The organism is Halorhodospira halochloris, assembly GCF_002356555.2.
Classification (GTDB): domain Bacteria; phylum Pseudomonadota; class Gammaproteobacteria; order Nitrococcales; family Halorhodospiraceae; genus Halorhodospira; species Halorhodospira halochloris.
This window is the reverse complement of record NZ_AP017372.2, coordinates 2,411,039-2,435,623: the sequence shown is the minus strand read 5'-3', so window position 1 is coordinate 2,435,623 and position 24,585 is coordinate 2,411,039. Positions and strand designations below refer to the sequence as shown.

General features: G+C 53.4%; 38 protein-coding genes. 36 read left to right on the top strand and 2 right to left on the bottom strand.

The genetic code is table 11. The features are described from left to right. Positions 1-25 precede the first annotated feature (25 nt). The 35 genes from tuf to HH1059_RS10960 all read left to right on the top strand — a co-directional run bounded on the left by tuf (position 26) and on the right by HH1059_RS10960 (position 21,914). The gene (tuf, locus tag HH1059_RS11130) at positions 26-1,216 is read left to right on the top strand and encodes an elongation factor Tu (RefSeq protein ID WP_096410219.1); all 1,191 of its coding nucleotides are present in this window, start codon (positions 26-28) and stop codon (positions 1,214-1,216) included. A 6-nt stretch (positions 1,217-1,222) separates the two neighbouring features. Next, entirely contained in the window at positions 1,223-1,558 is a 336-nt protein-coding gene (gene rpsJ / locus HH1059_RS11125) for a 30S ribosomal protein S10 (RefSeq protein ID WP_096410427.1), read from the top strand. Between the two features lie 166 nt (positions 1,559-1,724). Next, on the top strand, positions 1,725-2,378 hold the full coding sequence (rplC, locus tag HH1059_RS11120; RefSeq protein ID WP_096410218.1) for a 50S ribosomal protein L3: 654 nt from the start codon (positions 1,725-1,727) through the stop codon (positions 2,376-2,378). A 15-nt stretch (positions 2,379-2,393) separates the two neighbouring features. Continuing rightward, positions 2,394-3,011, top strand: coding sequence for a 50S ribosomal protein L4 (gene rplD, locus HH1059_RS11115; protein WP_096410217.1), 618 nt, complete (start codon positions 2,394-2,396; stop codon positions 3,009-3,011). After that, positions 3,008-3,304 (top strand): 50S ribosomal protein L23, encoded by a 297-nt coding sequence (gene rplW / locus HH1059_RS11110; RefSeq protein WP_096410216.1) that lies wholly within the window; start codon positions 3,008-3,010, stop codon positions 3,302-3,304. Before rplD ends, rplW begins: the two co-directional genes overlap by 4 nt. Before the next feature lie 12 nt (positions 3,305-3,316). Then, a complete protein-coding gene (rplB, locus tag HH1059_RS11105) occupies positions 3,317-4,141 on the top strand; it encodes a 50S ribosomal protein L2 (RefSeq protein ID WP_096410215.1) in 825 nt (274 codons plus the stop codon). A gap of 13 nt (positions 4,142-4,154) precedes the next feature. After that, entirely contained in the window at positions 4,155-4,430 is a 276-nt protein-coding gene (gene rpsS, locus HH1059_RS11100) for a 30S ribosomal protein S19 (protein ID WP_096410214.1), read from the top strand. A 13-nt stretch (positions 4,431-4,443) separates the two neighbouring features. Beyond that, positions 4,444-4,776, top strand: coding sequence for a 50S ribosomal protein L22 (gene rplV / locus HH1059_RS11095; protein ID WP_096410213.1), 333 nt, complete (start codon positions 4,444-4,446; stop codon positions 4,774-4,776). Positions 4,777-4,800: 24 nt separating this feature from the next. Beyond that, positions 4,801-5,487: a 30S ribosomal protein S3 gene (gene rpsC, locus HH1059_RS11090; RefSeq protein ID WP_096410212.1), complete on the top strand. Its 687-nt coding sequence runs from the start codon at positions 4,801-4,803 to the stop codon at positions 5,485-5,487. Between the two features lie 20 nt (positions 5,488-5,507). Further along, entirely contained in the window at positions 5,508-5,921 is a 414-nt protein-coding gene (rplP, locus tag HH1059_RS11085; protein WP_096410211.1) for a 50S ribosomal protein L16, read from the top strand. Then, positions 5,921-6,124 carry a 50S ribosomal protein L29 gene (gene rpmC / locus HH1059_RS11080; RefSeq protein ID WP_096410210.1) on the top strand — a complete coding sequence of 68 codons (204 nt, stop codon included), beginning with the start codon at positions 5,921-5,923 and terminating at the stop codon, positions 6,122-6,124. The genes rplP and rpmC overlap by 1 nt, the downstream gene beginning before the upstream one ends. Next, complete coding sequence (rpsQ, locus tag HH1059_RS11075; RefSeq protein ID WP_096410209.1) at positions 6,121-6,381, top strand: 30S ribosomal protein S17; 261 nt, start codon at positions 6,121-6,123, stop codon at positions 6,379-6,381. Before rpmC ends, rpsQ begins: the two co-directional genes overlap by 4 nt. A gap of 52 nt (positions 6,382-6,433) precedes the next feature. Continuing rightward, positions 6,434-6,802, top strand: a complete 369-nt coding sequence (gene rplN, locus HH1059_RS11070; RefSeq protein WP_096410208.1) for a 50S ribosomal protein L14 — start codon at positions 6,434-6,436, stop codon at positions 6,800-6,802. A 12-nt stretch (positions 6,803-6,814) separates the two neighbouring features. Further along, positions 6,815-7,132, top strand: coding sequence for a 50S ribosomal protein L24 (rplX, locus tag HH1059_RS11065; protein ID WP_096410207.1), 318 nt, complete (start codon positions 6,815-6,817; stop codon positions 7,130-7,132). A gap of 11 nt (positions 7,133-7,143) precedes the next feature. Beyond that, positions 7,144-7,683: a 50S ribosomal protein L5 gene (gene rplE, locus HH1059_RS11060; protein ID WP_096410426.1), complete on the top strand. Its 540-nt coding sequence runs from the start codon at positions 7,144-7,146 to the stop codon at positions 7,681-7,683. 21 nt (positions 7,684-7,704) lie between these two features. Beyond that, entirely contained in the window at positions 7,705-8,010 is a 306-nt protein-coding gene (gene rpsN / locus HH1059_RS11055) for a 30S ribosomal protein S14 (RefSeq protein ID WP_096410206.1), read from the top strand. 13 nt (positions 8,011-8,023) lie between these two features. Further along, entirely contained in the window at positions 8,024-8,419 is a 396-nt protein-coding gene (rpsH, locus tag HH1059_RS11050) for a 30S ribosomal protein S8 (protein ID WP_096410205.1), read from the top strand. 13 nt (positions 8,420-8,432) lie between these two features. Continuing rightward, the gene (gene rplF / locus HH1059_RS11045; RefSeq protein WP_096410204.1) at positions 8,433-8,966 is read left to right on the top strand and encodes a 50S ribosomal protein L6; all 534 of its coding nucleotides are present in this window, start codon (positions 8,433-8,435) and stop codon (positions 8,964-8,966) included. 14 nt (positions 8,967-8,980) lie between these two features. Further along, positions 8,981-9,334, top strand: coding sequence for a 50S ribosomal protein L18 (gene rplR / locus HH1059_RS11040; protein WP_096410203.1), 354 nt, complete (start codon positions 8,981-8,983; stop codon positions 9,332-9,334). A gap of 17 nt (positions 9,335-9,351) precedes the next feature. Next, on the top strand, positions 9,352-9,855 hold the full coding sequence (gene rpsE / locus HH1059_RS11035; RefSeq protein ID WP_096410202.1) for a 30S ribosomal protein S5: 504 nt from the start codon (positions 9,352-9,354) through the stop codon (positions 9,853-9,855). 2 nt (positions 9,856-9,857) lie between these two features. After that, positions 9,858-10,046 carry a 50S ribosomal protein L30 gene (gene rpmD / locus HH1059_RS11030; protein WP_096410201.1) on the top strand — a complete coding sequence of 63 codons (189 nt, stop codon included), beginning with the start codon at positions 9,858-9,860 and terminating at the stop codon, positions 10,044-10,046. Continuing rightward, positions 10,046-10,483 (top strand): 50S ribosomal protein L15, encoded by a 438-nt coding sequence (gene rplO, locus HH1059_RS11025; RefSeq protein WP_096410200.1) that lies wholly within the window; start codon positions 10,046-10,048, stop codon positions 10,481-10,483. Before rpmD ends, rplO begins: the two co-directional genes overlap by 1 nt. A gap of 1 nt (position 10,484) precedes the next feature. Then, positions 10,485-11,828: a preprotein translocase subunit SecY gene (secY, locus tag HH1059_RS11020; RefSeq protein WP_420797774.1), complete on the top strand. Its 1,344-nt coding sequence runs from the start codon at positions 10,485-10,487 to the stop codon at positions 11,826-11,828. 111 nt (positions 11,829-11,939) lie between these two features. Then, positions 11,940-12,053, top strand: coding sequence for a 50S ribosomal protein L36 (gene rpmJ / locus HH1059_RS11015; RefSeq protein ID WP_096410199.1), 114 nt, complete (start codon positions 11,940-11,942; stop codon positions 12,051-12,053). Between the two features lie 84 nt (positions 12,054-12,137). Next, positions 12,138-12,497, top strand: a complete 360-nt coding sequence (gene rpsM, locus HH1059_RS11010) for a 30S ribosomal protein S13 (RefSeq protein WP_096410198.1) — start codon at positions 12,138-12,140, stop codon at positions 12,495-12,497. Positions 12,498-12,574: 77 nt separating this feature from the next. Further along, positions 12,575-12,970, top strand: a complete 396-nt coding sequence (rpsK, locus tag HH1059_RS11005) for a 30S ribosomal protein S11 (RefSeq protein ID WP_096410197.1) — start codon at positions 12,575-12,577, stop codon at positions 12,968-12,970. A gap of 16 nt (positions 12,971-12,986) precedes the next feature. Further along, a complete protein-coding gene (gene rpsD / locus HH1059_RS11000) occupies positions 12,987-13,610 on the top strand; it encodes a 30S ribosomal protein S4 (protein WP_096410196.1) in 624 nt (207 codons plus the stop codon). 27 nt (positions 13,611-13,637) lie between these two features. Further along, the gene (locus tag HH1059_RS10995) at positions 13,638-14,636 is read left to right on the top strand and encodes a DNA-directed RNA polymerase subunit alpha (RefSeq protein ID WP_096410195.1); all 999 of its coding nucleotides are present in this window, start codon (positions 13,638-13,640) and stop codon (positions 14,634-14,636) included. A gap of 25 nt (positions 14,637-14,661) precedes the next feature. After that, positions 14,662-15,099 carry a 50S ribosomal protein L17 gene (rplQ, locus tag HH1059_RS10990; RefSeq protein WP_096410194.1) on the top strand — a complete coding sequence of 146 codons (438 nt, stop codon included), beginning with the start codon at positions 14,662-14,664 and terminating at the stop codon, positions 15,097-15,099. Further along, entirely contained in the window at positions 15,059-16,006 is a 948-nt protein-coding gene (locus HH1059_RS10985; RefSeq protein WP_096410193.1) for an SAM hydrolase/SAM-dependent halogenase family protein, read from the top strand. The genes rplQ and HH1059_RS10985 overlap by 41 nt, the downstream gene beginning before the upstream one ends. A gap of 12 nt (positions 16,007-16,018) precedes the next feature. Continuing rightward, positions 16,019-16,999, top strand: a complete 981-nt coding sequence (locus HH1059_RS10980; protein WP_096410192.1) for a malate dehydrogenase — start codon at positions 16,019-16,021, stop codon at positions 16,997-16,999. 7 nt (positions 17,000-17,006) lie between these two features. Then, a complete protein-coding gene (locus HH1059_RS10975; protein ID WP_096410191.1) occupies positions 17,007-18,179 on the top strand; it encodes an isocitrate/isopropylmalate dehydrogenase family protein in 1,173 nt (390 codons plus the stop codon). Between the two features lie 94 nt (positions 18,180-18,273). Continuing rightward, a complete protein-coding gene (locus tag HH1059_RS10970; RefSeq protein ID WP_096410190.1) occupies positions 18,274-19,716 on the top strand; it encodes an MBL fold metallo-hydrolase RNA specificity domain-containing protein in 1,443 nt (480 codons plus the stop codon). Positions 19,717-19,763: 47 nt separating this feature from the next. Next, positions 19,764-21,038 carry an aspartate aminotransferase family protein gene (locus HH1059_RS10965; protein WP_096410189.1) on the top strand — a complete coding sequence of 425 codons (1,275 nt, stop codon included), beginning with the start codon at positions 19,764-19,766 and terminating at the stop codon, positions 21,036-21,038. 255 nt (positions 21,039-21,293) lie between these two features. After that, on the top strand, positions 21,294-21,914 hold the full coding sequence (locus HH1059_RS10960) for a class I SAM-dependent methyltransferase (protein WP_096410188.1): 621 nt from the start codon (positions 21,294-21,296) through the stop codon (positions 21,912-21,914). A gap of 9 nt (positions 21,915-21,923) precedes the next feature. On the opposite strand, the gene asd is transcribed toward HH1059_RS10960, so the two are convergent. Both asd and HH1059_RS10950 read right to left on the bottom strand, forming a co-directional pair. Continuing rightward, positions 21,924-22,757: an archaetidylserine decarboxylase gene (gene asd / locus HH1059_RS10955; RefSeq protein WP_096410187.1), complete on the bottom strand. Its 834-nt coding sequence runs from the start codon at positions 22,755-22,757 to the stop codon at positions 21,924-21,926. Next, positions 22,757-23,428: an SCO family protein gene (locus tag HH1059_RS10950; protein ID WP_096410186.1), complete on the bottom strand. Its 672-nt coding sequence runs from the start codon at positions 23,426-23,428 to the stop codon at positions 22,757-22,759. Before HH1059_RS10950 ends, asd begins: the two co-directional genes overlap by 1 nt. A 265-nt stretch (positions 23,429-23,693) precedes the next feature. Between HH1059_RS10950 and prmB the strand changes: the two genes are divergently transcribed. Beyond that, positions 23,694-24,575, top strand: coding sequence for a 50S ribosomal protein L3 N(5)-glutamine methyltransferase (prmB, locus tag HH1059_RS10945; RefSeq protein ID WP_096410424.1), 882 nt, complete (start codon positions 23,694-23,696; stop codon positions 24,573-24,575). Positions 24,576-24,585 lie beyond the last annotated feature (10 nt).

The following is a 24,585-nucleotide window of genomic DNA, read 5'->3' as shown; positions in this document are numbered from 1 at the left end:
GAAATAGAGTTTAACGAGGTGTGGCGTGTCCAAAGAAAAATTTGAACGTAAGAAACCCCACGTAAACGTGGGCACGATAGGTCACGTGGACCATGGTAAGACCACGTTGACGGCTGCGATGACGAAGGTGCTCTCGGATTCTTACGGAGGCGAGGCGCGTGCATTTGATCAGATAGACAATGCGCCGGAGGAGCGTGCCCGCGGTATAACGATAGCGACAGCGCACGTTGAGTATGAGTCGAACAGTCGGCACTACGCGCATGTTGACTGTCCGGGTCACGCGGACTATGTCAAGAACATGATCACTGGAGCTGCGCAGATGGATGGTGCGGTGCTGGTGGTTTCGGCGGCAGATGGGCCGATGCCGCAGACGCGCGAGCACATTCTTCTGGCTCGTCAGGTAGGAGTGCCTGCGATTGTTGTCTACCTGAATAAGGCTGACATGGTCGATGATGCGGAGCTGCTAGAGCTAGTAGAGATGGAGGTTCGCGAGCTGCTCAGCGACTACGATTTTGATGGTGATGGTATACCGGTAATCACCGGTTCGGCGCTTAAGGCGCTGGAGGGTGATGACTCGGAGATGGGTATGCCGTCGATTGTGCGCTTGGTAGAGGCGATGGATGAGGCGATTCCGCAGCCTGATCGGCCGGTTGATCAGCCGTTTTTGATGCCGATAGAGGACGTATTCTCGATTTCGGGTCGTGGTACGGTGGTGACTGGGCGCGTCGAGCGCGGGGTAATCAAGGTAGGTGAAGAGGTAGAGATTGTCGGGTTGACTGAGACCCGCAAGACGACCTGCACCGGCGTCGAGATGTTCCGCAAGCTGCTAGATCAGGGCGAGGCGGGGGACAACATCGGTGCTCTGCTGCGTGGTATCAAGCGCGATGATGTCGAGCGTGGTCAGGTGTTGTGTCAGCCGAAGTCGATCACCCCGCATACTCACTTTGAGGCGGAGGTTTATGTTCTGTCCAAAGACGAGGGTGGTCGCCATACGCCGTTCTTCCAGGGATATCGGCCGCAGTTTTATTTCCGTACGACGGATGTAACCGGCACGGTGGAGTTGCCGGAAGGTACGGAGATGGTAATGCCCGGTGACAACGTAAAGATCACCGTGCAGTTGATTGCGCCGATCGCGATGGAAGATGGTCTTCGTTTTGCTATCCGTGAGGGCGGCCGCACCGTAGGTGCAGGCGTCGTCTCTAAGATCATCGAGTGATTGATCATGGTGACCTCAGCAGCTACATCAACAAGTAATCAGCGTATCAGGATCAGGTTAAAGGCCTTCGATCACCGCCTGATAGATCAGTCGGCTAGGGAAATTGTCGACACGGCCAAGCGTACTGGTGCGCATGTGCGCGGTCCCATCCCTCTGCCGGTGAAGAAGGAAAAATTCACTGTTCTGACTTCACCTCACGTAAACAAGGATGCTCGAGATCAATACGAGATCCGCACACACAAGCGCCTGATGGATATAGTTGACCCGACCGATAAGACCGTAGATGCCTTGATGAAGTTGGATCTTGCGGCTGGTGTAGATGTCCAGATCAGGCTCTACTAACAGATCGCCACGGCCGGCTATTCAAAAACCGGTCGTGGCATTAACGAACGGTGTTGCTCAGAGTGTTGCGGGGATGGACGCCTTGCGACATTCAACAGAGTAGAACTGGTATTAGAAGCTGCCGGCGCTTCTGCCGGGGTTTTTTATTTGTGAGGAGACGCGGACGATGGCTATCGGAATCGTCGGTCGCAAGCGCGGCATGACAAGGGTGTTTACCGAAGACGGACAGTCAATCCCGGTAACCGTAATTGAAGCAGAGCCGAACAGAGTTACTCGGGTTAAGACCGATGAGGTAGACGGTTATCGAGCCGTGCAGGTAACTGCTGGAAAGCGTAAGCCGCAGCGCGTTAACAAGCCCGAGGCGGGCAATTTTGCGAGCGCCGGTGTTGAGGCGGGCCGTGGATTGTGGGAATTTAAGCTCGACCAAAGATCCCCAGATGAGGGTGATGGCGCTTATGAAGCTGGGACTCAGGTAACTGTCGAGAGCTTTGAGGTCGGGCAGTCAGTGGATGTTGTAGGAACCAGCAAGGGGCGCGGTTTTGCGGGTACAGTGCGACGCCATAACTTCCGTGCGCAGCGCAATAGCCACGGCAATTCAAAGTCACACCGAGTTCCTGGTTCCATTGGTCAATGCCAAAGCCCAGGGCGTGTCTTTAAGGGTAAGAAAATGTCTGGGCAAATGGGCAATAAGCGAGCAACCGTACAAAATCTCGAGATTGTCCGTGTAGATAGTCAGCGGAACCTGCTCTTGATACGCGGCGCGGTCCCAGGTGCAGTCGGCGGTGACTTGCTAGTTCGTCCCGCACGTAAGGCGAAATAGGTTACAGGGGGAGCCATGGAGCTCAATCTCAAAAAACAAAACGGTGAAGCGGCTGGTGTAGTAGAAGTATCAGCCAAGGCCTACGGTGAGCCGTTTCGTGAGACTTTGATACATCAGGCTGTTACTGCCTATATGGCTGGCGGGAGAGCTGGGACGAAGAGCCAAAAGACCCGCTCAGAGGTCAGTGGAGGCGGGAAAAAGCCCTGGCGGCAGAAAGGCACCGGTAATGCCCGGGCTGGAACATCGCGCAGCCCTATTTGGCGTGGTGGAGGAGTAACTTTTGCGGGCAAGCCTAGGAATCACGCGCAAAAGCTCAACCGCAAAATGTACAGAACCGCTATGCGATCCATTGTATCCGAGCTGGTGCGTCAAGATAGGCTGACGGCCGTAGAAACTTTTGAGGTCGATAGCCCCAAAACTAAGCAGCTCAAACAGCGCCTCGAAGTGTTCGGACTGTCAAATGTCCTGATTGTAACTGAACAGCCAGATCAAAATCTGTATTTTGCCGCGCGCAACATGCCGGGTGTAGGTGTTATCGCTGCCGAGAAGATTGATCCGGTGAGTCTGGTAAGCGCCGAGCATGTTTTGATTACGGCTGAAGCTCTGCGGCGTGTTGAAGGGTGGCTGTCATGAATGAAGAGCGCTTGTATACCATACTCGAAGGACCGCATATATCCGAGAAAAGCACCGTCATTGCTGACTCCGCAGGACAGGTTGTATTTCGGGTCGCGATAGATGCTAACAAAAGTGAAATAAAAAGGGCTGTCGAAAAGCTCTTTGAGGTCCGTGTCGTTGACGTGCGCACCGCCCGAGCGAAGGGTAAGCTCAAACGTTTCGGGAGAGTTAACGGACGCAGGCGTGATTGGAAAAAGGCTTACGTTACCCTCGCCGAGGGGCAAGATATTGATTTCCTCGGTGCAGAGTAAGGGGATAGAGTCATGGGATTAATGAAGAGTAGACCGACATCGCCTGGCCGGCGTTTTCTAGTTCGTCCAAAGGATCATAGGCTTCACACAGGTGATCCCTATGCCCCTCTTGTGGTCAAAAAGACTAAGAATGGTGGGCGCAACAACTCTGGGCGGATTACAACGCGGCATCGTGGCGGCGGACACAAGCAACGGTATCGCCTTATCGATTTCAAAAGGGACAAGGAAGGCGTACCTGGGGTGGTCGAGCGCTTAGAATACGATCCTAACCGGTCAGCGCATATTGCATTAGTGCTTTATAAAGATGGCGAGAGACGTTATATTATTGCACCTCGCGGGGTTGATGCTGGGGCAAAGATAGTCTCTAGCAGGGAAGCGCCAATTCGTCCTGGAAACTCCTTGCCGATGCGCAATATTCCTGTCGGCACACAGATCCACTGCGTTGAGTTGAAGCCTGGAAAAGGTGCCCAGCTGGCGCGGTCGGCAGGTTCAAGCGTGCAACTTGTCGCGCGCGAGGGGAGTATGGTTACTCTGCGCCTGCGCTCAGGTGAGACAAGAAGAGTACCAATCGACTGTAAGGCTACGATTGGTGAAGTTAGCAACAACGAGCATAGTTTGCGCAATCTCGGTAAAGCAGGTGCTAAGCGATATAAAGGTATCAGGCCAACAGTACGCGGTGTTGCAATGAACCCCGTGGACCACCCTCACGGTGGTGGTGAAGGTCGGACCTCAGGGGGACGTCACCCAGTAACGCCATGGGGCATGCCCACAAAGGGTTTCAAAACACGTAAAAACAAACGCACCGATAAATACATAGTGCGCAGACGCAAGCGTTAAGGGGTAAATTGCCGTGCCACGCTCGACAAAAAAAGGGCCTTTTATTGACTACCATCTTTTGAAGAAGGTGGAAGAGGCTAATGCAAGTAACAGTAAGCGGCCGATCAAGACGTGGTCACGCCGCTCGGTAGTTATGCCGGACATGGTTGGCTTGACTATCGCCATACATAACGGCCGTCAGCATGTGCCGGTTCTGATCAACGAGAACATGGTTGGGCATAAACTCGGCGAATTCGCAGTGACACGCACCTATCGTGGCCACGCAGCCGACAAGAAGTCCAAGCGGTAAGGGAGTGCGCGCTATGGAAACTCGAGCAAAATTGCGATTCTCGCGCATATCGCCACAGAAGGCGCGCTTGGTCGCTGATCAGGTGCGCGGCAAGCCGGTAGAAGAGGCTTTACGGTTATTGGAGCATAGCCCAAAAAAGGGTGCTCATATTATCCGTAAGGTTCTTGAATCAGCGGTAGCGAATGCCGAGCATAACGACGCGGCGGATATTGATGAGCTGCGCATATCGCGGATCTTCGTTGACGAAGGTCCGGCTATGAAGCGAATTCAACCGCGTGCGAAAGGGCGGGCGACAAGAATCCTCAAGCGGACAAGTCATATTACAGTGGCTGTCAAAGAGGACTGAGAGAATTAAGCGAGAGAGGCTGGCATGGGAAACAAAACCCATCCTACGGGATTTAGGCTTGGCGTAACTGAAGATTGGCGCTCCATGTGGTATGCAGACAGCCAAAGGTTCAGTGAGTATCTGAACACTGATCTGCAGGTTAGAAGCTTTATCCGTGAGCAGCTAAAAAATGCATCGGTAAGCAGAATTCAGATTGAGCGTCCAGCTAAGAACGCACTCGTCACTATACATACTGCGCGTCCAGGTATTGTGATTGGTAAGAAGGGCGAAGATATTGACCGCCTGCGCAGCCAGGTTACGGCCAAGATGGGCGTGCCTGTGCACATCAATATTGAAGAGGTGAGAAAACCCGAAGCGGATGCCAATCTGGTCGCGGAAAGCATAGCAGGCCAACTAGAGCGTAGGGTTATGTTCCGCCGCGCTCTCAAAAGAGCGGTAGGTAATGCCCAGAGGGTAGGGGCGCAAGGAATCAAAGTTCAAGCAGCTGGTCGTCTGAATGGAGCAGACATAGCCCGCACCGAGTGGTACAGGGAGGGTCGCGTACCCCTGCACACACTTAGGGCGGATATAGACTATGGCTTTGCTGAAGCAATGACCACCTATGGTGTGATCGGTGTCAAAGTCTGGGTATTTAAGGGCGAGATAATAGACACCGAAAACGAAGGTGCACCAGCGGAGCGAGTGCGTAGGGCAGCAGCTTCACAAGGCTGAGTGGATAAAGGTGTACTGAAATGTTACAGCCTAAAAGAACGAAATATAGAAAAAAGCAGAAGGGCCGGAATGAAGGCTTAGCCACGCGAGGTGACAAAGTCAGCTTTGGCGAGTACGGGTTGAAGGCGACTACTCGAGGCCCGATTACATCTCGTCAAATCGAGGCGGCGCGTAGGGCGATAAATAGATATATTCGCCGTGGTGGTAAGATTTGGATCAGGGTCTTTCCCGATAAGCCAGTGACCGAGAAGCCGCTGGAAGTGCGCATGGGCAAAGGGAAAGGCAATGTTGATCATTGGTGTGAACCGATAGCTCCTGGTCGTGTCCTATATGAGATTGAGGGTGTATCAGAGGAGGTTGCGCGGGAAGCATTTCGTCGCGCCTCGGCAAAGTTGCCAGTTAAGACCACCTTCGTTAACCGGACGGTGATGTGATGAAAGCAAGTGAGCTGCGCAACAAAAACATGGCTGAGCTCGAGAAAGAGCTAATAGAGCGTCGCAAAGAGCAGTTCAATTTGCGGATGCAAAAAGCTAGCGGGCAGTTGTCGCGGAACCATCAAATTGGGCTGGTGCAGAGGGATATTGCACGTATTAAGACTGTTATAAATGAGCGTAAGCGTGCGGAGCAAAGAGTATGAGTGAAGCTAAGAACACTCGCACCGTAAACGGGCGCGTTGTTAGCGATAAGATGGATAAGACACGGACTGTGGTTGTCGAGCGCCGCGTCAAGCATCCGCTTTATGGCAAGTTTATTAGGCGATCCACAAGACTCTACGCCCATGATGAAAGTAACGAGGCAAAAGAGGGTGACTGGGTCGCTGTTCAAGAGTGCCGCCCAGTGTCAAAGAATAAGGCATGGCGGTTGGTTAAAGTGCTCGAGCGAGCCGCAAGTTAAGATTTAGCGGTGCCCGAGCGGGGCTTATCGAAAAGGAAGCGGGTGTAGCGTCATGATCCAGATGGAGACCCTCCTAAAAGCGGCGGATAACAGTGGTGCCCGTCAGGTTCAGTGCATTAAGGTGCTGGGCGGTTCGAAGCGTCGCTATGCAGGGATCGGCGATATCGTCAAGGTCAGCGTCAAGGACGCGATTCCGCGAGGGCGCGTCAAAAAAGGTGAAGTATATAACGCCGTAGTTGTCCGGACGCGCAGAGGTGTGCGCCGTGCCGATGGCTCTCAAATACGGTTTGATGGCAATGCGGCTGTACTGCTGAACAACAATCTGCAGCCTCTGGGTACACGTGTGTTCGGACCAGTAACCCGAGAGCTGCGCACTGAACGTTTTATGCGCATCATATCGTTGGCGCCAGAGGTACTGTAGGTAGAGGACATCATGCGCAAGATTCGAAAAGGCGACGAAGTCGTAGTCATTGCCGGTAAAGATCGGGGGCGTCGGGGTAGAGTCTCACGCGTGTTCCCAGATCAAGATAAGGTAGTAGTGGATAACGTGAACATGGTTAAGCGCCATAGGCGCGGCAATCCGATGCAGGGATCGAGTGGCGGCATAATCGAGCAAGAAGCGCCTATACATATCTCTAACGTAGCGATATACAACCCCGAGACAGACAAGCCTGATCGGGTAGGTATCCGCTGGGATGATGATAGAAAGGTCCGCTACTTCAAGTCGAACCAGCAGCTAGTCGACGCGTGAGGGTGGCTGAGATGGCAACATTAAGAGAACAGTATAGAAAAGACGTATCCCCAGCGCTTTTAGAGCGGTTCGGCTATAGCAATGTCATGCAAGTGCCGCGATTGGATAAGATCGTACTCAATATGGGACTTGGTGAAGCAGTCCGTGATAAAAAGATAATTGATGTTGCGCAAAGGGATTTGGCCAAGATCACTGGGCAAAAGCCTTTAGTAACAAAGGCTCGAAAATCAGTGGCCGGCTTCAAGATTCGTGAGGGTTGGCCCATAGGCTGCAAGGTAACGTTGCGCCGTGAACGCATGTACGAGTTTTTGGAGCGATTCATCCATGTCGCTGCACCAAGGATTCGCGATTTTCGGGGTTTTTCACCGCGTGCATTTGATGGACGTGGCAATTACAACCTAGGTGTGCGCGAGCAGCTTATTTTTCCCGAGATCGACTTCGACGAGATTGACCGTGTGCGCGGAATGGATATAACCATCGCAACGACCGCGCGCACCGATGAGGAAGGGAAGGCCCTGTTGGAGGGGTTTGGGTTTCCGTTCCGTACCTGATTCATTAGGAGAGCGTCATCAATGGCAAAAAAATGTATGGTTGAGCGAGAGCGCAAGCGCAGAAAACTAGCAGCGCGATACGCAAAGAAACGGGAATCCTTAAAAAAGATAATAGAGAATCCCGAATCTAGCGTAGAAGAGCGGTTTGAGGCTCAGCTTAAACTGCAACAGATCCCGCGTAACGCAAGCCCTGTGCGCCAGCGAAATCGTTGTGCCATCTCAGGCAGGCCGCGCGGTTACTATCGTAAGTTTGGACTGGCCCGAAACCAGCTGCGTGCGGCAGCTTTAAAGGGTGAGATTCCAGGCTTGACTTTCTCGAGCTGGTAAGAGGGGTTTAAAAATGTCCATGACTGACCCCATTGCCGATATGCTGACCCGCCTCAGGAATGGTCAAAGCGCTGAGAAGGCTAGTGTGCGCATGCCGTCCTCGAAGCAAAAGGTAGCCATAGCAAAGGTCCTACGCGAGGAAGGTTATATAGCCGATTACGAAGTAGTTGGCGAGGATAAAAAACCCGAACTGGTCATTACGTTGCGCTATCATGATGGGCAACCTTCAATACGTGAGATACAACGATATAGCCGTCCAGGGTTGAGAATCTATCTTGGGCGCAATGAGTTGCCCGAGGTCCGTAATGGGCTCGGTACTGCCATCATTTCAACTTCGCGTGGCGTGATGAGCGACAAATCGGCCCGCTCCCAGGGCCATGGCGGTGAAGTACTCTGCGTGGTCTTTTAACAGGACGAGTATTATGTCTAGAGTGGCAAAGGAGCCTGTGCAGATCCCTCCCAAAGTAGAGGTAGAGCTGCAGGGCAGTGATATAAAAGTTAAAGGCCCTAAAGGCCAGCTGGACTGGCGGTGCCACAGCCTAGTGGAGGCCGAGCACCAAGAGGGGAAAGTACTGCTACGCCCCCGCAAGCGCGGAACTAAGGCTGTTGCTTTGACAGGCACAACCCGGGCTGTGATCAACAATATGGTCCAAGGAGTCAGCGAAGGGTTTGAGCGCCGCCTCGAGTTGCGCGGTGTAGGATACCGGGCACAACTGCAGGGGGCTACGCTCCATTTGACCTTAGGGCATTCGCATCCGATAAATTTTGTGCCTCCTGAGGGGGTAACTCTCGAAGTGCCATCACAGACCGAGGTTGTTGTCAGGGGTGCTGATAAACAGCTAGTCGGAGAGGTTGCTGCACAAATACGTCGTTTCAGGCCTCCTGAACCTTATAAAGGCAAAGGCGTGAGGTACGTTGGTGAGCGAGTGGTCTTAAAAGAGGCCAAGAAGAAGTAAAGGTGGGAACGGACATGGAAAAGAAAATTGAGCGCATGCGTCGTGCCCGCAAAAGCAGGGGACGTATAAGGCAAAGGGGGGCTTATCGGCTCTCGGTTCATCGTACCCCACGCCACGTCTATGCTCAGGTTCAAGCCCCGGATGGGTCTCGGACCTTGGCGGCTGCATCGACAGTTGAGCCGGGCTTACGGGACCGCAGCGGCGGTACTGGTAACATCAATGCCGCAAGTGAAGTAGGACGCATGATAGCTGAAAGGGCCAAGGAGGCAGGAATAAACCAAGTGGCCTTCGACCGTTCTGGTTATCGCTATCATGGGCGGATTCGGGCACTTGCGGAGGCAGCTCGCGAGGCTGGGCTACAGTTTTAGGTTAGAGGCATAAGTTTATGGCTAATGGAGAACAGGGTGCTGCGGACGGGCTCCGTGAAAAGCTTATAACCATCAACCGTGTGGCTAAAGTAGTCAAAGGCGGGAGACAGTTCGGCTTTACTGCGCTCACGGTGGTTGGTGATGGAGACGGGCGAGTCGGTTTTGGCTATGGGAAGGCTAGGGAGGTCCCGGCTGCAATACAGAAGGCAATGGAGCGTGCCCGCGTCAATATGCGGCGAGTGCCACTCGACGGCGCTACGCTGCGATATCCCGTAACCCACTTTCATGGCTCCAGCAAGGTGTTTATGAAGCCCGCTTCACCCGGTACAGGAATAATCGCCGGGGGTGCCATGCGAGCTGTCTTTGAGGTGGTGGGTGTGCAGGATGTGCTGGCGAAGTCGGTCGGTTCGCGCAACCCCATTAACGTTGTTAGGGCAACTGTTGATGGTCTGGCGCAGATGGATTCTCCTGAGGACGTGGCCGCCCGCCGAGGCAAAGCGATAGAAGAGATCGTGGGCTAATCATGGCAGAGAAAAAGATGATCAGGGTGACGCTTAGGCGCAGTCCTCATGGTCGGATAGCCGATCATAAGAAGTGTGTGGCTGGGCTTGGACTGCGACGTATGCATCAAACTGTAGAAGTCGAAGATACACCGCAGAACCGCGGGATGATAAATAAAGTCTCTTATATGCTGGAGACCAAGGAGGTTTAATGCGCCTTAATGACCTGTCTCCTAAAGAGGGCACCAAGACCAAGGCCAAGCGCGTTGGGCGAGGCGCTGCCAGTGGGCTTGGTAAGACCGCAGGCCGAGGACATAAAGGTCAACATAGCCGCTCCGGCGGATTTCACAAGGTCGGCTTCGAGGGCGGTCAAATGCCCCTGCAGCGCCGTGTGCCTAAGTTTGGCTTTAGTTCACAGAGAGGTCTCTACACAGCCGAGGTACGACTAAATGAACTGAACTCGGTCGAGGCTGGTGATATTGATATGGACACCCTCAAAAAAGCGGGCGTTGTCCGAAAAAATATGCGTTTTGCCAAAGTCATTGCCTCGGGTGAGCTTAGTCGAGCCGTCACTATACGCGGATTGAAAGTAACGAAGGGCGCTCGCAAGGCTATAGAAGCTGCCGGCGGGCGAGTCGAGGAGGTTTGATTTGGCACGCTCTGGTGGCGCTGCATCAGCACTGAGTGGAATGGGCAAGCTGACTGAGGTTCGTCAGCGTCTGCTGTTTGTCTTGATGGCCTTGATCATCTATCGGATTGGTACGCACATTACCATTCCGGGGATAGACCCTGCTGCTTTGGAGCAGATGGTCGAGGAGCAGCGCGGCACCATTCTGGAAATGTTCAACATGTTCGCTGGTGGCGCCCTAGAGAGGTTGTCAATCTTTGCTTTGGGGGTCATGCCTTATATATCAGCGGCCATCATAATGCAGTTAATGGCCGCGGTTGTGCCGTCGCTTGAGCGGCTTAAAAAGGAAGGCGAGCGAGGCAGGCGCAAGATTACCCAATATACGCGTTACGGCACCCTAGGTTTGGCTACTTTTCAGGGCTTTGGTATCAGCATTGCCCTTCAGCAACAGGGGGTTGCGGCAACGCCTGGGCCTATGTTCGTAGTGATATCTACTGTAACATTAGCAACGGGCGTTATATTCCTGATGTGGCTAGGTGAGCAGATCACCGAGCGCGGCATAGGTAATGGTATATCTATCATTATATTTGCCGGCATAGTTGCCGGGTTGCCCGGTGCACTGGGTGGCGCATTAGAGCTACATCGCACCGGGGAGCTAGGTACAGCAACGATCTTGGCCCTGCTCACCATGGCGGCTGCTGTCACTGCCTTTGTTGTATTTGTAGAGCGCGGCCAACGCCGGATAACGGTGCAGTACGCGAAGCGTCAGCACGGCAAGAAGATGTATGCCGCTCAGCAGAGCCATTTGCCACTGAAACTGAATATGGCTGGTGTCATTCCGCCTATCTTCGCATCGAGCATAATACTGTTCCCGGCCACGCTGGGTCAGTGGTTTGGCGATGCTGAAGGATTCGGTATTATTGGCGACATAGCTGCGACACTGTCGCCTGGCCAGCCGATATATGTGGCTCTTTATGCGGCTGCAATAATGTTTTTCTGTTTCTTCTACACAGCATTGGTATTCAATTCTCGGGACACAGCCGACAACCTTAAGAAGTCGGGGGCGTTTATCCCGGGGATTAGACCAGGGGAACAAACAGCGCGGTATATCGACCAGGTAATGACGCGGTTAACGTTCGCTGGAGCGCTTTACATAACCGCGGTCTGTCTGATGCCTGAGTTCTTGATCTTGTACTGGAATGTGCCATTTTACTTCGGCGGCACTTCATTGCTGATCAGCGTAATTGTAGTGATGGATTTCATGGCGCAGCTGCAGTCGCATCTTGTGTCCCATCAGTATGAGCCACTCATGAAGAAGGCTAATTTGAAAGGACACAAACGTCCGGGTGGTGGACTGTTACGCTGAGGAAAGATGGCTTAACACGTCAAAAAGGGTGGCATGAGGGCATGAAGGTTGGTATCCTTGCCGCTCTTTGCGTCGAGGAGAAGGCGCATTCCCAGAGTTGGAGTAGGAACGATGAAGGTAAGAGCATCGGTGAAGCGGATTTGCCGTAATTGCAAGATAATTAAACGTCGCGGAACAGTGCGAGTTATTTGCACAGAAGCGCGTCATAAGCAACGGCAAGGTTAGCGGATAGGCCTGGGACGATTCCAGGCATAGCTATTGAGCCTAATAAGACAATGTAGTACGTGAGCATCACGGGAGATTGGCCCCATGGCCCGAATCGCAGGGATAAACATTCCGGTTAATAAGCATGCTTGGGTGGCGCTCACCTCCATCTATGGCATTGGTGGAACACGCGCCCGGCAAATTTGTAAAGACTCAGGCGTTGCTCCTGATAGGCGAGTAAAAGATCTCGGCGATGCCGATGTCGAGGCACTGCGTCGCGAGGTTGCCAATTATGTCATTGAGGGCGATCTACGCAGGTCAGTGGCAATGGATATCAAGCGCCTGATGGATTTGGGATGTTACAGAGGCATTCGTCACCGCCGTGGACTGCCTGTCCGCGGACAGAGCACCCAGACGAATGCACGAACACGTAAAGGACCAAGACGCGGCCCGGCAAGCCGTTGAGGTTATCGATTAAACCGCGCGCGGGCCAAGACTTGGCGGCCAGATAAGCACGCTGAGAATAACGGGAATCGAGAGATATGGCTAAGGCAGCTAGCCGCGGAAGCGGCAAAAAAAAGGTAAAACGCACAGTTAGCGACGGCGTAGCGCATATAAACGCTACGTTTAACAATACGCTAATTACTATTACAGACCGTCAGGGTAATGCCCTTGCTTGGGCTAGTGCCGGAGGAAGTGGGTTTAAAGGCTCGAGAAAGAGCACGCCATTCGCCGCACAAGTGGCTTCGGAGAACGCCGCTCGCACGGCGCAGGAGTATGGCTTGAAAAACCTAGAAGTTCGAGTTAAAGGCCCTGGTCCTGGACGCGAGTCTGCGGTACGGGCGTTGAACGCCGTGGGCTATCGGATAACCAATATTGCGGATGTGTCACCGATTCCGCATAACGGTTGCCGTCCGCCGAAGAAGCGACGGGTCTAAGGAGGAAGCACTCGCCATGGGGAAGTATATTGGACCTAAGTGCAAGTTGGCACGGCGTGAAAAGACCGACTTGTTTCTCAAAAGCGGAGTCAGACCGCTAGATTCGAAATGTAAGCTAGAGCAGCCTCCTGGTCAACACGGCCAGCGACGTGGCGGTAGGATGTCCGATTACGGCTTGCAGCTGCGCGAGAAGCAAAAAGTGCGCCGGATGTACGGCGTGATGGAAAAGCAGTTCCGCAATTATTACAAGGAAGCAGTGCGGCTACGGGGAGCAACCGGGTCCTTGCTGCTACAGCTGCTCGAGTGCCGTCTAGATAACGTTGTTTATCGGATGGGCTTTGCAACTACGCGCGCCGAGGCTAGGCAGCTAGTGAGTCATCGCGCTATCAAGGTTGACGATCGAGTAGTTAACGTGCCTTCTTATCAAGTAACCCCGGGCCAGGTGGTGGCAGTCAAGGAGAAGTCGCAAAAGCAGTTGCGAATCCAGGCTGCGCTTGAGCTTGCATCACAAAGCGGTTGGATGCCTTGGGTAGAAGTCGATTCTAATAAAATGACTGGAACCTTTAAGCAGGTTCCTGATAGGGCCGACCTGTCCCAAGATATCAACGAGTCGTTGATAGTTGAGCTTTATTCGAAGTAACGGCCGCACAATCGTAAGGTGTCGTTGATGAAAGGTTACATAAAAGATTTTCTAAAACCACGCTCGGTTGAGATAGATCCTATTAACGACCGGCGTGCTAAGGTGGTTCTAGAACCCCTTGAGCGCGGGTTTGGCCATACGTTGGGCAACGCCCTGCGTCGGCTGCTGCTATCTTCGATGCCGGGTACCGCCGTTACTGAAGTCGAAATTGAAGGAGTTCAGCACGAATACACCGCGATAGATGGTGTGCACGAGGATACGGTCGATATACTGCTCAATCTGAAGGACCTAGCCATTCGCCTCCACGAGCGTGACTCAGTGACGCTTAAGCTTCACAAGCAGGGGCCAGGTCCCGTCACGGGTGCTGACGTTGTAACCGATCACGGCGTCGAGATAGTCAACCCTGAGCTTCATCTGGCCACGTTAACTCGGGAGCAAGAGTTTAAGGCCTCTCTGAAGATTGAGCGGGGTAGGGGTTACTTGCCTGTAACCGCGCGGGAGGAAGAAGAGACAAGATCAATTGGCCACCTAGCGATAGATGCTAGCTTTAGCCCTGTGAGGCGAGTGGCTTATGCGGTGGAAAGCGCTCGTGTCGAGCAGCGTACCGATCTTGATAAGCTCGTGCTTGATGTAGAGACTAACGGGGTGGTTTCGCCTGAGGAGGCGGTCAAGTTTGCAGCTACCCTGCTGCGCGAGCAGTTGTCAGTATTCGTTGATCTGCAGGGTGGAACACTCGAGAGCGAGGAGCCTCAGAAAGAGCAGGAGCTCGATCCAATTCTGCTTCGGCCGATAGATGATCTAGAACTTACTGTGCGCTCAGCCAACTGCTTAAAAGCCGAAAGCATTCACTACGTCGGAGATTTGGTCCAGCGTAGCGAAGTGGAGCTGCTCAAGACTCCCAATTTAGGCAAAAAATCGCTGAACGAAATCAAAGATACCCTGGAGTCACATGGGTTGTCCTTGGGTATGCAGCTTGATAATTGGCCTCCGCCGTCTCTTGGAGATCGGGCGCGAATTGCCGGCTGAAAATTATATAAGGGATTCATAAGCCATGCGACATCGTAAAGCAGGACGGTATTTAAACCGTAAGCCCGCACATAGGCGGGCGATGTTCAAAAATATGGCAGCTGCACTGTTGCGTGAAGAAGAGATACGGACGACAGTGCCAAAAGCCAAAGAGTTGAGGCGTGTAGTAGAGCCACTCATAACGCTCTCGAAAAAAGACACGACAGCGAATCGCCGGCTGGCTTTTGCTCGTCTGCGAGATAAAGAGATGGTAACCAAGCTTTTCGATGAGCTTGGGCCGGTTTATCGTAATCGCCCGGGCGGCTATATGCGGATACTGCGGTGTGGATATCGCAAAGGTGATGGGGCGCCAATGGCCATAGTACAGCTGGTTGATCGAGATGTTATGTCCAAAGGTGTGACCGCAGAAGAGCAGCAAGCCGATGGCGCGGCTTCTGGAACGGTTGAGACCGCACGCGCCTGAGCCAATCGACTCCGGAGTAGTAGCTGGGCAATCTAACCGCTGCTCCGGAGTGATTACTCTATTTACCGATTACGGCCTTAACGGTCCTTACGTAGGACAGCTTAAATCCCGCCTGATTCAAACCTCTGCACTCCTCGCATCTCCCTCACCAACGATAGTTGACCTTATGCATGACGCTCCGCAATTCGATCCGCAGAGGTCGGCATATTTGCTAGCACCTTGTCTGCCGTATTTGCCCTCGAGGTCAGTTTTACTGGCGGTAGTGGACCCTGGTGTTGGTTCGGAGCGTGCAGGCTTAGCTATAAAATTGGCTGACAGCTGGCTGGTCGGTCCTGATAACGGCTTGATGGCTGTAGCTGCAAAACGTTTCGGAGCTAAAGAAACCTACAGGCTAGCGCATCCTCAAACGGGCGTGTCACCAACCTTCCATGGTAGAGATGTTTTTGCAGATGTTGCAGTTGAACTGGCTCAGGATATAGCACAGGGCGATCCGAGAGAATCATCGGCCCACCAACCAACTAGAGCGATTGATTCCAAATCTAGCCCGGCAGATTTCGGTCAACCTCATATGGATAGAGCGTTTCTGGTTAGCGATATGGATACTTCGAGCACTGGCGCTATCGTTGGTCGAGATTGGCCGGAGGATATTGATGAAATAATCTATCGGGATGGCTACGGTAACCTTCACACCGGCAGACGCGCTGCAACAGTTAATGACGCAGCGAGGCTGGTAATATCAGAGTCTGAAATAAGACGTGCCGAGAAATTCGCCGATGTCGCTCCGGGCGAACTGTTTTGGTATGAGAACTCAATGGGCATGGTCGAAGTGGCGGCGAATTGTGAATCCGCTAGTCATTTGTTGGGTGAGGGTGGAAAAATAGGGACAAGATTCGGCTGGATAAATTAAGGAGAGAGGGACATGAAAAAACCAGTACGTGTGGCAGTTACAGGGGCAGCGGGCCAAATCAGCTACAGCCTGCTCTTTCGGATAGCCGCTGGAGAGATGCTAGGCAAAGATCAACCGGTCAACCTGCAGCTTCTGGAGATTCCGCAAGCTCAGGATGCCCTTAAAGGCGTGGTGATGGAGCTAAATGATTGTGCCTTCCCTCTGTTGACTGGCATAACAGCAACATCCGCAGCCGAGGAGGCGTTTGCCGAAGCTGATTATGTGCTTTTAGTTGGGGCTAAACCGCGCGGTCCAGGCATGGAACGCAAAGACCTGCTGGAGGCTAATGCCGAGATCTTTTCAGCCCAGGGTAAGGCCCTAAATGATGTAGCTAGCAAGCGTGTGAAGGTTCTAGCGGTTGGTAACCCGGCTAATACCAACGCATTGATTGCTCAACAAAATGCCCCGGACATTGATCCCCGTGCATTCACAGCAATGACCCGCCTCGACCATAATCGAGCCCTGGCCCAATTAGCCATGCAGGTCGGCTGCCATAGCAGTGAAATTGCCCAGCTTGCCGTCTGGGGGAACCACTCAGCAACACAGTATCCGGATTTAAGTCACTGCAAAGTCAAAGGCCAGCCAGCTAAAGAACTGGTGCAACAGGACTGGGTGGAGCAAGAGTTTATACCCACTGTGCAGCAAAGAGGCGCAGCGATAATTCAAGCGCGCGGGGCTTCAAGTGCAGCTTCAGCAGCTAGTGCAGCGATAGATCATATACGTGACTGGGCCTTAGGTACTCCTAAAGGCGACTGGACGAGTATGGCAATCCCCTCTGATGGTAGCTATGGCATAGATGCAGGCCTTATTTACTCTTTCCCTGTGACTTGTGCCGGTGGCGATTACCAGATCGTGCAAGGGCTCAATATTGATGATTTCAGTCGGGAAAAGATGGACAAAACCGCAGCCGAATTGCGTGAAGAAAGAGATGCAGTAAAACACTTGCTGCCGTGAGGAGAAGATGAACAAATCGGACCAGCAATGGCGTGTGGCGGTAATGCCCGGGGATGGGATAGGTCCCGAAGTTATGGCAGCTACTTGCCGAGCTCTTGAATCACTGCCGAATTTAGAGCTTGAACTCGAGGAGCTGCCGTGGCCTTCTCATGACTGGCATCGAGATCAGGACGAGATGATGCCGGCTGATTGGCGGGATAAGTTGAGTGGCTATGATGCCCTTTTGCTTGGGGCACTTGGTGATCCGGGCCCAGTTACGGACCCCAATCGCTATTATCTGCCAGATGGCGTATCGCTACAGCCGTTGCTGGAGATCCGCAAAGGGTTGGATCTGTGGGCATGTGAAAGGCCTGCGGTGCCGATGGTTGGGGCACCTCAGTATCTAGCTGATCCGCGTGCCTTAGAAACCGATTTGTTGGTGATTAGGGAAAATAGCGAAGGCGAGTACGTAGACCAGGGCGGGAGACTTGGTGTTGGCAGCGAGAGGGAGACCGCGACACAGCTAGAAGTTTTTACCCGCACGGCGACGCGGAGAATTATTCGCCACGCCTTTGATCGTGCCGAACAACGCCGCCGTGACCGCCAACGCGGATTGCGTCCGCTGAAGAGTTTCCCATACGGTGCAGAGCAGAGTGCACAGGCCTCAGCCTCAGTTTGCGTGGTAACCAAGCGCAATGCGGTACGTTACTCAGGGGAGCTGTGGTGTGACGTTTTCGCCGAGGTTGCAGCCGACTATCCCCATATACATACACAGCACGAGTTGGTGGATGCCTGCTGCATGAAAATGGTTACTCAGCCGTGGGCATTCGATGTTGTTGTCGCGAGCAATCTGCACGGGGATATACTCACCGACCTGGCCGCGGTGCTTGCCGGTGGAATGGGTGTCGCCCCATCAGCTAATCTTAACCCGGATGATCGTGAAGTGCCGCCATTATTTGAGCCTACCCACGGTAGTGCTCCCGATATTGCCGGCAGCGATCGAGCACATCCTGCGGCGATGCTCTTGACTGCAGCGACCATGCTCGAATGGATGGGTGAAAGCGATGATGCTGCGGCAGAGGCCGCTGCATTGCTGCGCAAAGCGGTTGCAGATGATCTAGCTGAGAAGGGTATGAGCGGGAGGAGCTGCACTCAGGTGGGCGAAGAGATAGCGCAGCGTTTAGCCAACACCCATATCTAGCCGAACAAGTCGCATAAATAACCATTTAAAGCCCCATCGATTACAACTATAAAGCCATGGTTGGCGGGCTGTTTGCAGCACTACGGGGAGGCCAATGAAGCTTAGATTTCTGGGTGCAACTCAACAGGTTACAGGTTCTTGTTTTTTGGTCGAGTGTGCCGGCAGCAAGGTGCTTGTTGAGTGCGGCATGATACAAGGCGGCAGAAAGCAGGAAGAACTTAATCGAGATGAGTTTCCCTTCGATGTTGCAGAGATTGATGCTGTTCTGATAACTCATGCCCACTTGGATCATTCCGGCAGACTCCCCCTTTTGGCCCAGGTTGGGTATCGCGGGCCAGTGCACGCCCATAAGGCAACTGTACAGCTGTGCGATATTATGCTCAGGGACGCTGCGCACATTGCAGAGCGCGATGCTGCTATCGCGACCAAAAAACGCCGCCGCACCCATCAAGACCCTGTAGAGCCGGTCTATACTGTAGACGATGCGAAAGATGCCATAGAGCTGTTTGTTGGGCATGCTTATGATGAGACTTGGCAAGTTGCCCCAGGTATCATCGCACGGTTGCGGGATGCTGGGCATATCCTTGGGTCAGCGGTAATAGAGCTATGGCTGGAAGAGAATGGCGAGCAGCGTAAAGTAGTTTTCAGCGGCGATATTGGCAGGGATAACACTCCTATTCTGCAGGATCCTGTCAGGATCGAAGAGGCTGACCTGCTGCTCATGGAAAGCACCTACGGCAATCGCGACCATCGTAGCTGGGAAGAGACTTGGGATGAGCTAGGCACCATCATTAACGACGCTAGAGCCGCGCAAGGCAACATTATGGTTCCAGCCTTCTCTGTTGGTCGTGCCCAGGAATTGCTCTATCTATTTGCGAAATTCTATGACGAGTGGGGGCTTGATGAGTGGAGTGTTTTTCTCGATAGCCCTATGGCTATCAACGCTACTCAGGTCTATTCCCGGTTTGGGGAGCTCTACGATAAGGAAGCAAGTGAATTTTATGCAGATGAGAACAATACCCCCTTCCACCTGCCCAATCTGCGGTTGACGCCAGAAGCGGAAGACTCCATGGCGATTAATCGCGTAGCTAGTGGGGCGTTGATCATCGCTGGTTCGGGCATGTGCAATGGCGGGCGAATCCGCCATCACTTCAAGCACAATCTATGGCGTAGGAACAGTCATGTAATCATCGTTGGGTTTCAGGCGCAGGGCACTCCAGGGCGGGCTCTGGTAGATGGGGCGCGAGAGCTGAAACTCTGGGGTGAGAGTGTCAGAATAGGGGCTCAGATACACACTGTTGGCGGGTTGTCGGCTCATGCCGGGCGAAGTGAGTTGATAGCCTGGTTCGAGGCAATTAAAAATACCCCACGTGTTGCACTTGTGCATGGTGAGTTGGGGGGCATGGAAGATTTAGCTGAGGATCTGCGCGCCAAAGGTGCCGAGGTTGAAGTACCGGAATATGGCCATGTTATCGATTTAACTCGGCTGCCTTCCCGCAGCTCTCCGGCTCCGCTGGTAGATGAAGCCCGCGGGTGATTATTATTCTCTTAAGATGGGCCTATTAAGGCTCGGGAGGAAAGACAATGAGCGAATCTAAGGATCGCGTCGGCCAGATTTCGCCGCTGCTCAAGACCTCCAGTGGAGTGGTTGCTGAGCGCGGCGAGGGCGCCTATATAATTGGTAGTGATGGTAGTCGATATCTTGACTTCACCTCAGGTATCGGCGTCACAGCCACAGGGCACTGCCATCCTAAAGTTGTAGAGGCTGCCCAGCGGCAGGTGGCATCTTTGGTCCACGGACAGTACGCCATACTGCGCCACAGGCCGTTGGTTGAACTGGCTGAGAAGCTCGGTGAGCGTATGCCCGGGGAGATTGACCGATTTTTCTTCGCTAGTGCTGGTACCGAGGCCTGTGAGGCAGCAATGCGGCTGGCTCGCCAGGCAACTGGCAAACCGAACATGATCGTGTTCCAGGGCGGCTTCCATGGGCGGACCATGGGGTCACTGTCAATGACAACCTCAAGCGTAGGTCTGCGAGCCGGCGTGCAGCCGATGATGGGGGGGGTTGTAGTAGCGCCATTCCCGAACTCCTGCCGCTACGGGTGGAGCGACGAAGAGACAGCCGATTTCTGCCTGCGCGAACTTGATCATATTCTTGCTACGCAGTCCATGCCGGCGGAGTCAGCGGCATTTTTCGTCGAGCCAGTACAAGGCGAAGCCGGTTACATCCCTGCCGGAAAGCGTTTTTTACAAGGCCTGCGCGAGCGCGCAGACCGTCATAATATGCTTCTTATACTAGATGAGGTGCAGAGCGGCTACGGGCGCACAGGGACTTTTTGGGCGCATGAGCAGGACGAGATGCAGCCTGATATCTTGATAACCGCTAAGGGTTTGGCAAGTGGCTTTCCTCTTTCCGCGTTCGGCGCCTCAGAGCAGCTGATGAGCAGGGGGTGGCCTGGGTCTCAGGGCGGTACCTATGGAGGTAACGCGGTTGCTTGCGCTGCTGCTTTAGCGACGCTTGAGGTTATAGATGAAGAGGGTTTGGTAGAAAACGCCGCGGAGCAGGGCGCGCTATTGCGGTCAAGACTTGAGGCTCTGCAACAGGAGGATGAATCGATTGGCGCTGTGCAGGGCAGAGGGCTAATGCAGGGGACCGAGTTAGTAGATCGGTCTGGCCAGCCGGATGGTGATCGGGCAGCCCGCGTTTTGCAGGAGATGGAGAAGCAAGGGGTGCTAATGATTCGCTGCGGCCCGCAGGGTCAGATCGTGCGCTGGTTGCCGCCACTTATCGTCACTCAAGCTGAAATTGAGCGAGCCGTGGATGCTTTCCATCAGGCACTGCGCAATACATCACTGTAGGGAACCTCTGGAAAACTTCCCCAGCGCCATCATCTGCCCCGGCGTGGAGGACGCCGTGAATCCCCCTGGAGGCTTCATGGCGCCGTTCCTGGCGCCAAGACCTCCACGCCGGGGGTAGAAGATGACGCCAGGGAGGTTTCTAGAGGCACCCATCGCTGCAGCACCGGCTACATGGCGGCGGGATTAGCAAATCCGCAATAATTGCCGCTGGACCGGTTTAACTCGAGCAAAAGGATAGTCAGGGGATATTAAATAATGGATCTGTCGTCGATCCGCAGCGCCTACCGCCGCTACGCTAGATATTACGATAAGGTCTTCGGTCCTTTCTTTGCGCCGGGCCGCAAGTTGACCATGCAGTATCTCAATGAGCAGCCAGATCGTCGCATCCTCGAGGTCGGCATTGGTACCGGAGCGTCTTTGCCGGAGTATCGCCGCGATGTCTCGGTGGTAGGCGTGGATGTAAGCCCTGAGATGCTGGACATTGCCAGGCGTCGAGTTGATGAGCAGGGCTTGGATTTTGTCGCGGGCCTGCATGAGATGGATGCTGAGGAAATGGACTTCCCGGACGATAGCTTCGACGTGGTGGTGGCAATGTATGTAGCCTCAGTGGTGCCTAATCCGGAGAAATTCGTCGAAGAGGTGCGCCGTGTCTGTCGTCCTGGCGGGGAGGTCTTCTTCGTTAATCACTTTGCCTCTGAGCATCCAGTGGTGCGCCGCCTAGAGCGAGCACTGAAGCCTTTGTCCAAGCTGGTAGGGTTCCGCCCCGACATGGAGCTAAGTGATTTGCCTGACCGTCCAGACTTCAAGCGTCTTGGCGTCTATCCGACCAACTTGTTCGGATATTGGAAGTTAGTTCATTATCGAAATGGTGATTGATAAAGACTATCAACGGTTGTCGTTGATAGTGCCTAAACTCTGTCCCATCAGCACACGACTAGTAGCTCTAAGCGCTTGATTCCAGTCTACAGTTCCTTGCGGCAATATCATTATAACGGTTGAGCCTAGATTGAAGCGGCCCACTTCATCGCCTTGGGCTAGATCAGGGCTTGATTGATGATCCCATGCCGTCTCTATGGAGCCCACATTAAGTGCTCCAATAGGGATCAATGCCATCGGCCCAACCGGTGTCTGCCATGTGGTGACGAGGCGTTCGTTGCGGACATATAGTTTAGGTATGGCTCTAACCGCTGATGCAGCAACAGTCAGTAAGCGCCCTGGGATATGCTGGCAGCCCTCTAGGCTGCATCTAAGCGGCGCATGGATACGGTGGTAATCGCTGGGAGACAGGTAGATGGTGACGAACATTCCATTTGCCAGTTCTGGATTGTATAGATCAGCCATCAGTTCAGCTATCGGGTAAGTAACTCCTTTAGCTTGGATGAGCTGATCCCCAGAGAGTTGTCCAATGGCACTAATAGTGCCGTCGCAAGGGCTGACTACAGAGTTAGGAATGGTGCTCAAAGGCCGTGCTTGCGGCCTTAAGGCACGGGTAAAGAGATCGTTGAATGACTCATAGTCGCGTGGGTCGTGGCGGACCGCCTGCTCTAGGTCTATTCGGTAGAGACATACAAAAAAGCGGTTCAGGGTGTTCTTGATCCACGGGGTCTTGATACGTGCGATCCGGTTGGTCAGTTGTGACAACAGCCGTGTGGGCAGCGCCTGCATTGCCAAGGCCTTGAGCCTGTCAGAGGGATTTGGTTCGGGTTCGGAGCTAGTCATTAGTTTGTTAGAGGGGCCAGCCAATTTTGTCTGCTTTCATGCCTCATTATAGCGTAAAGGTCTTCAGCTAAGAGCTGGGGATGATGTGGTGGGGTAAAGAGCGCTATCAGCTTGCCATCAGGATTAGTTAATACCACAGTCCCTTCCGGCCGGATTGAGTAGCCTGGGTCATCACTATTGGTTTGGCTAAGTCTAATGCCTATGCTGCGCATCAGCTCTAGCATCTCGTCATGCTGACCAGTTAAGGCTATGAAGTCGCTGTGAAAACCCGGAGCGAAGTCGGCTAGCCGTGGTACAGTGTCGCGTTCGGGGTCGACGCTCACGAAAGCTACTTGGAGATTGTCCGTTTGATCAGCAGCCTCAAGAGTTCGATAGGTTAGTGACAGCATCTCCAGCATCTCTGGAGTCGTGTCGGGACAGTTGGTGTAGCCGAAAGTCAATAGGCTCCACTTGCCCTTGAGCATGTCTTGGGTGAAAGTATCTGCCTGGTGGTCAACGAGCTCGAAATCGGCTATAGGACGACCGCCTTCAAGGAATGTGCCGCGGATCTCGAGCTCTCTGTCAAGTGCGCCAATAGTTGTCACCGCTAGCCAAACGCTCACCAATGCGGCAGCTATCGCTACCACAGCAAGGCCCGCCCATAAGAAAATGTTGGCCCTGGTTAGCCCCATCAGATTGCCCCTATTAATGCTATCTAGACATTCTACTTAGCGCGGGGCTTAGCTAGCTATACAAACTTGGGTACTATAGAGTCGCACCCGTGAGGGCGTCTCTAAAAGCCCCCCGCTGTGAGCTTAGCGGCCTCGGTGTGGAGGTCTTGGCGCCAAGGATGGCACCAGAAAGACTGCAGCGGTAAATTTACAATGGCTGAGTCTAATTATTATATAGGCAGGAGGAAAAGATTTGTCAGAATCGCTAGATTATGCTCCCGCTGAGATGGAAACGCTGCGGGATATGGTCCGCTACGCCGCTAGTCGCTTTAATGAAGCTGGGATTTATTTTGGTCATGGTACTGATAATGCCATCGATGAGGCGGCCGCTTTGGCACTTTTTGCCCTTAACCTGCCTCCCGATACGCCGGAAATTTATTGGGGAGCTAGGCTTACCGGGGCCGAGCGTCAGGCAGTAATGGACCTGGTTCGCAGGCGTATTGAGCAGCGCGTACCGCTACCCTATATAACCAACCAAATTCACTTCGCTGGATTGCCTTTTTATGTCGATGAGCGGGTTCTCGTTCCTCGGTCCCCTCTAGCGGAACTAATCGAGCAGAGCTTGCAGCCCTGGGTTGATCCGCATTCAGTCAGTCGTATCCTAGAGATAGGCACCGGTTCAGGCTGCATAGCTATAGCCTGTGCATACGCCTTCCCGCAGGCTCGAGTAGATGCCACAGATACTAGCTACGCAGCCCTTGAGGTGGCAGCGATTAATATCCAGCGCCATGGACTGGGGGATCGCGTGAGATTATTCAATTCCGATGTCTTTGCTGATGTGCCGGATGAGTCCTATCAAATTATCATCACCAATCCCCCCTACGTAGATCAGACTGCCATGGATGCGCTGCCGCCTGAGTATAAACATGAACCATTAAATGCCCTTGCCGGGGGCGATGATGGCTTGGATGTGGTGCGGCGCATTGTCGATGGGGCTAGCCGTTATTTGTCCGAAGACGGAATTTTGGTTGTTGAAGTTGGTGATAGTGACGATGCAGTAGCAAAAACCTTCCCCAACTTACCGGCTATGTGGGTTGAGTTAGAGCGCGGTGGGCACGGTGTGTTTATTCTTGCCGCTACAGAGTTAAAAAACTGGCATGCTGCCTGAACAAAATCTC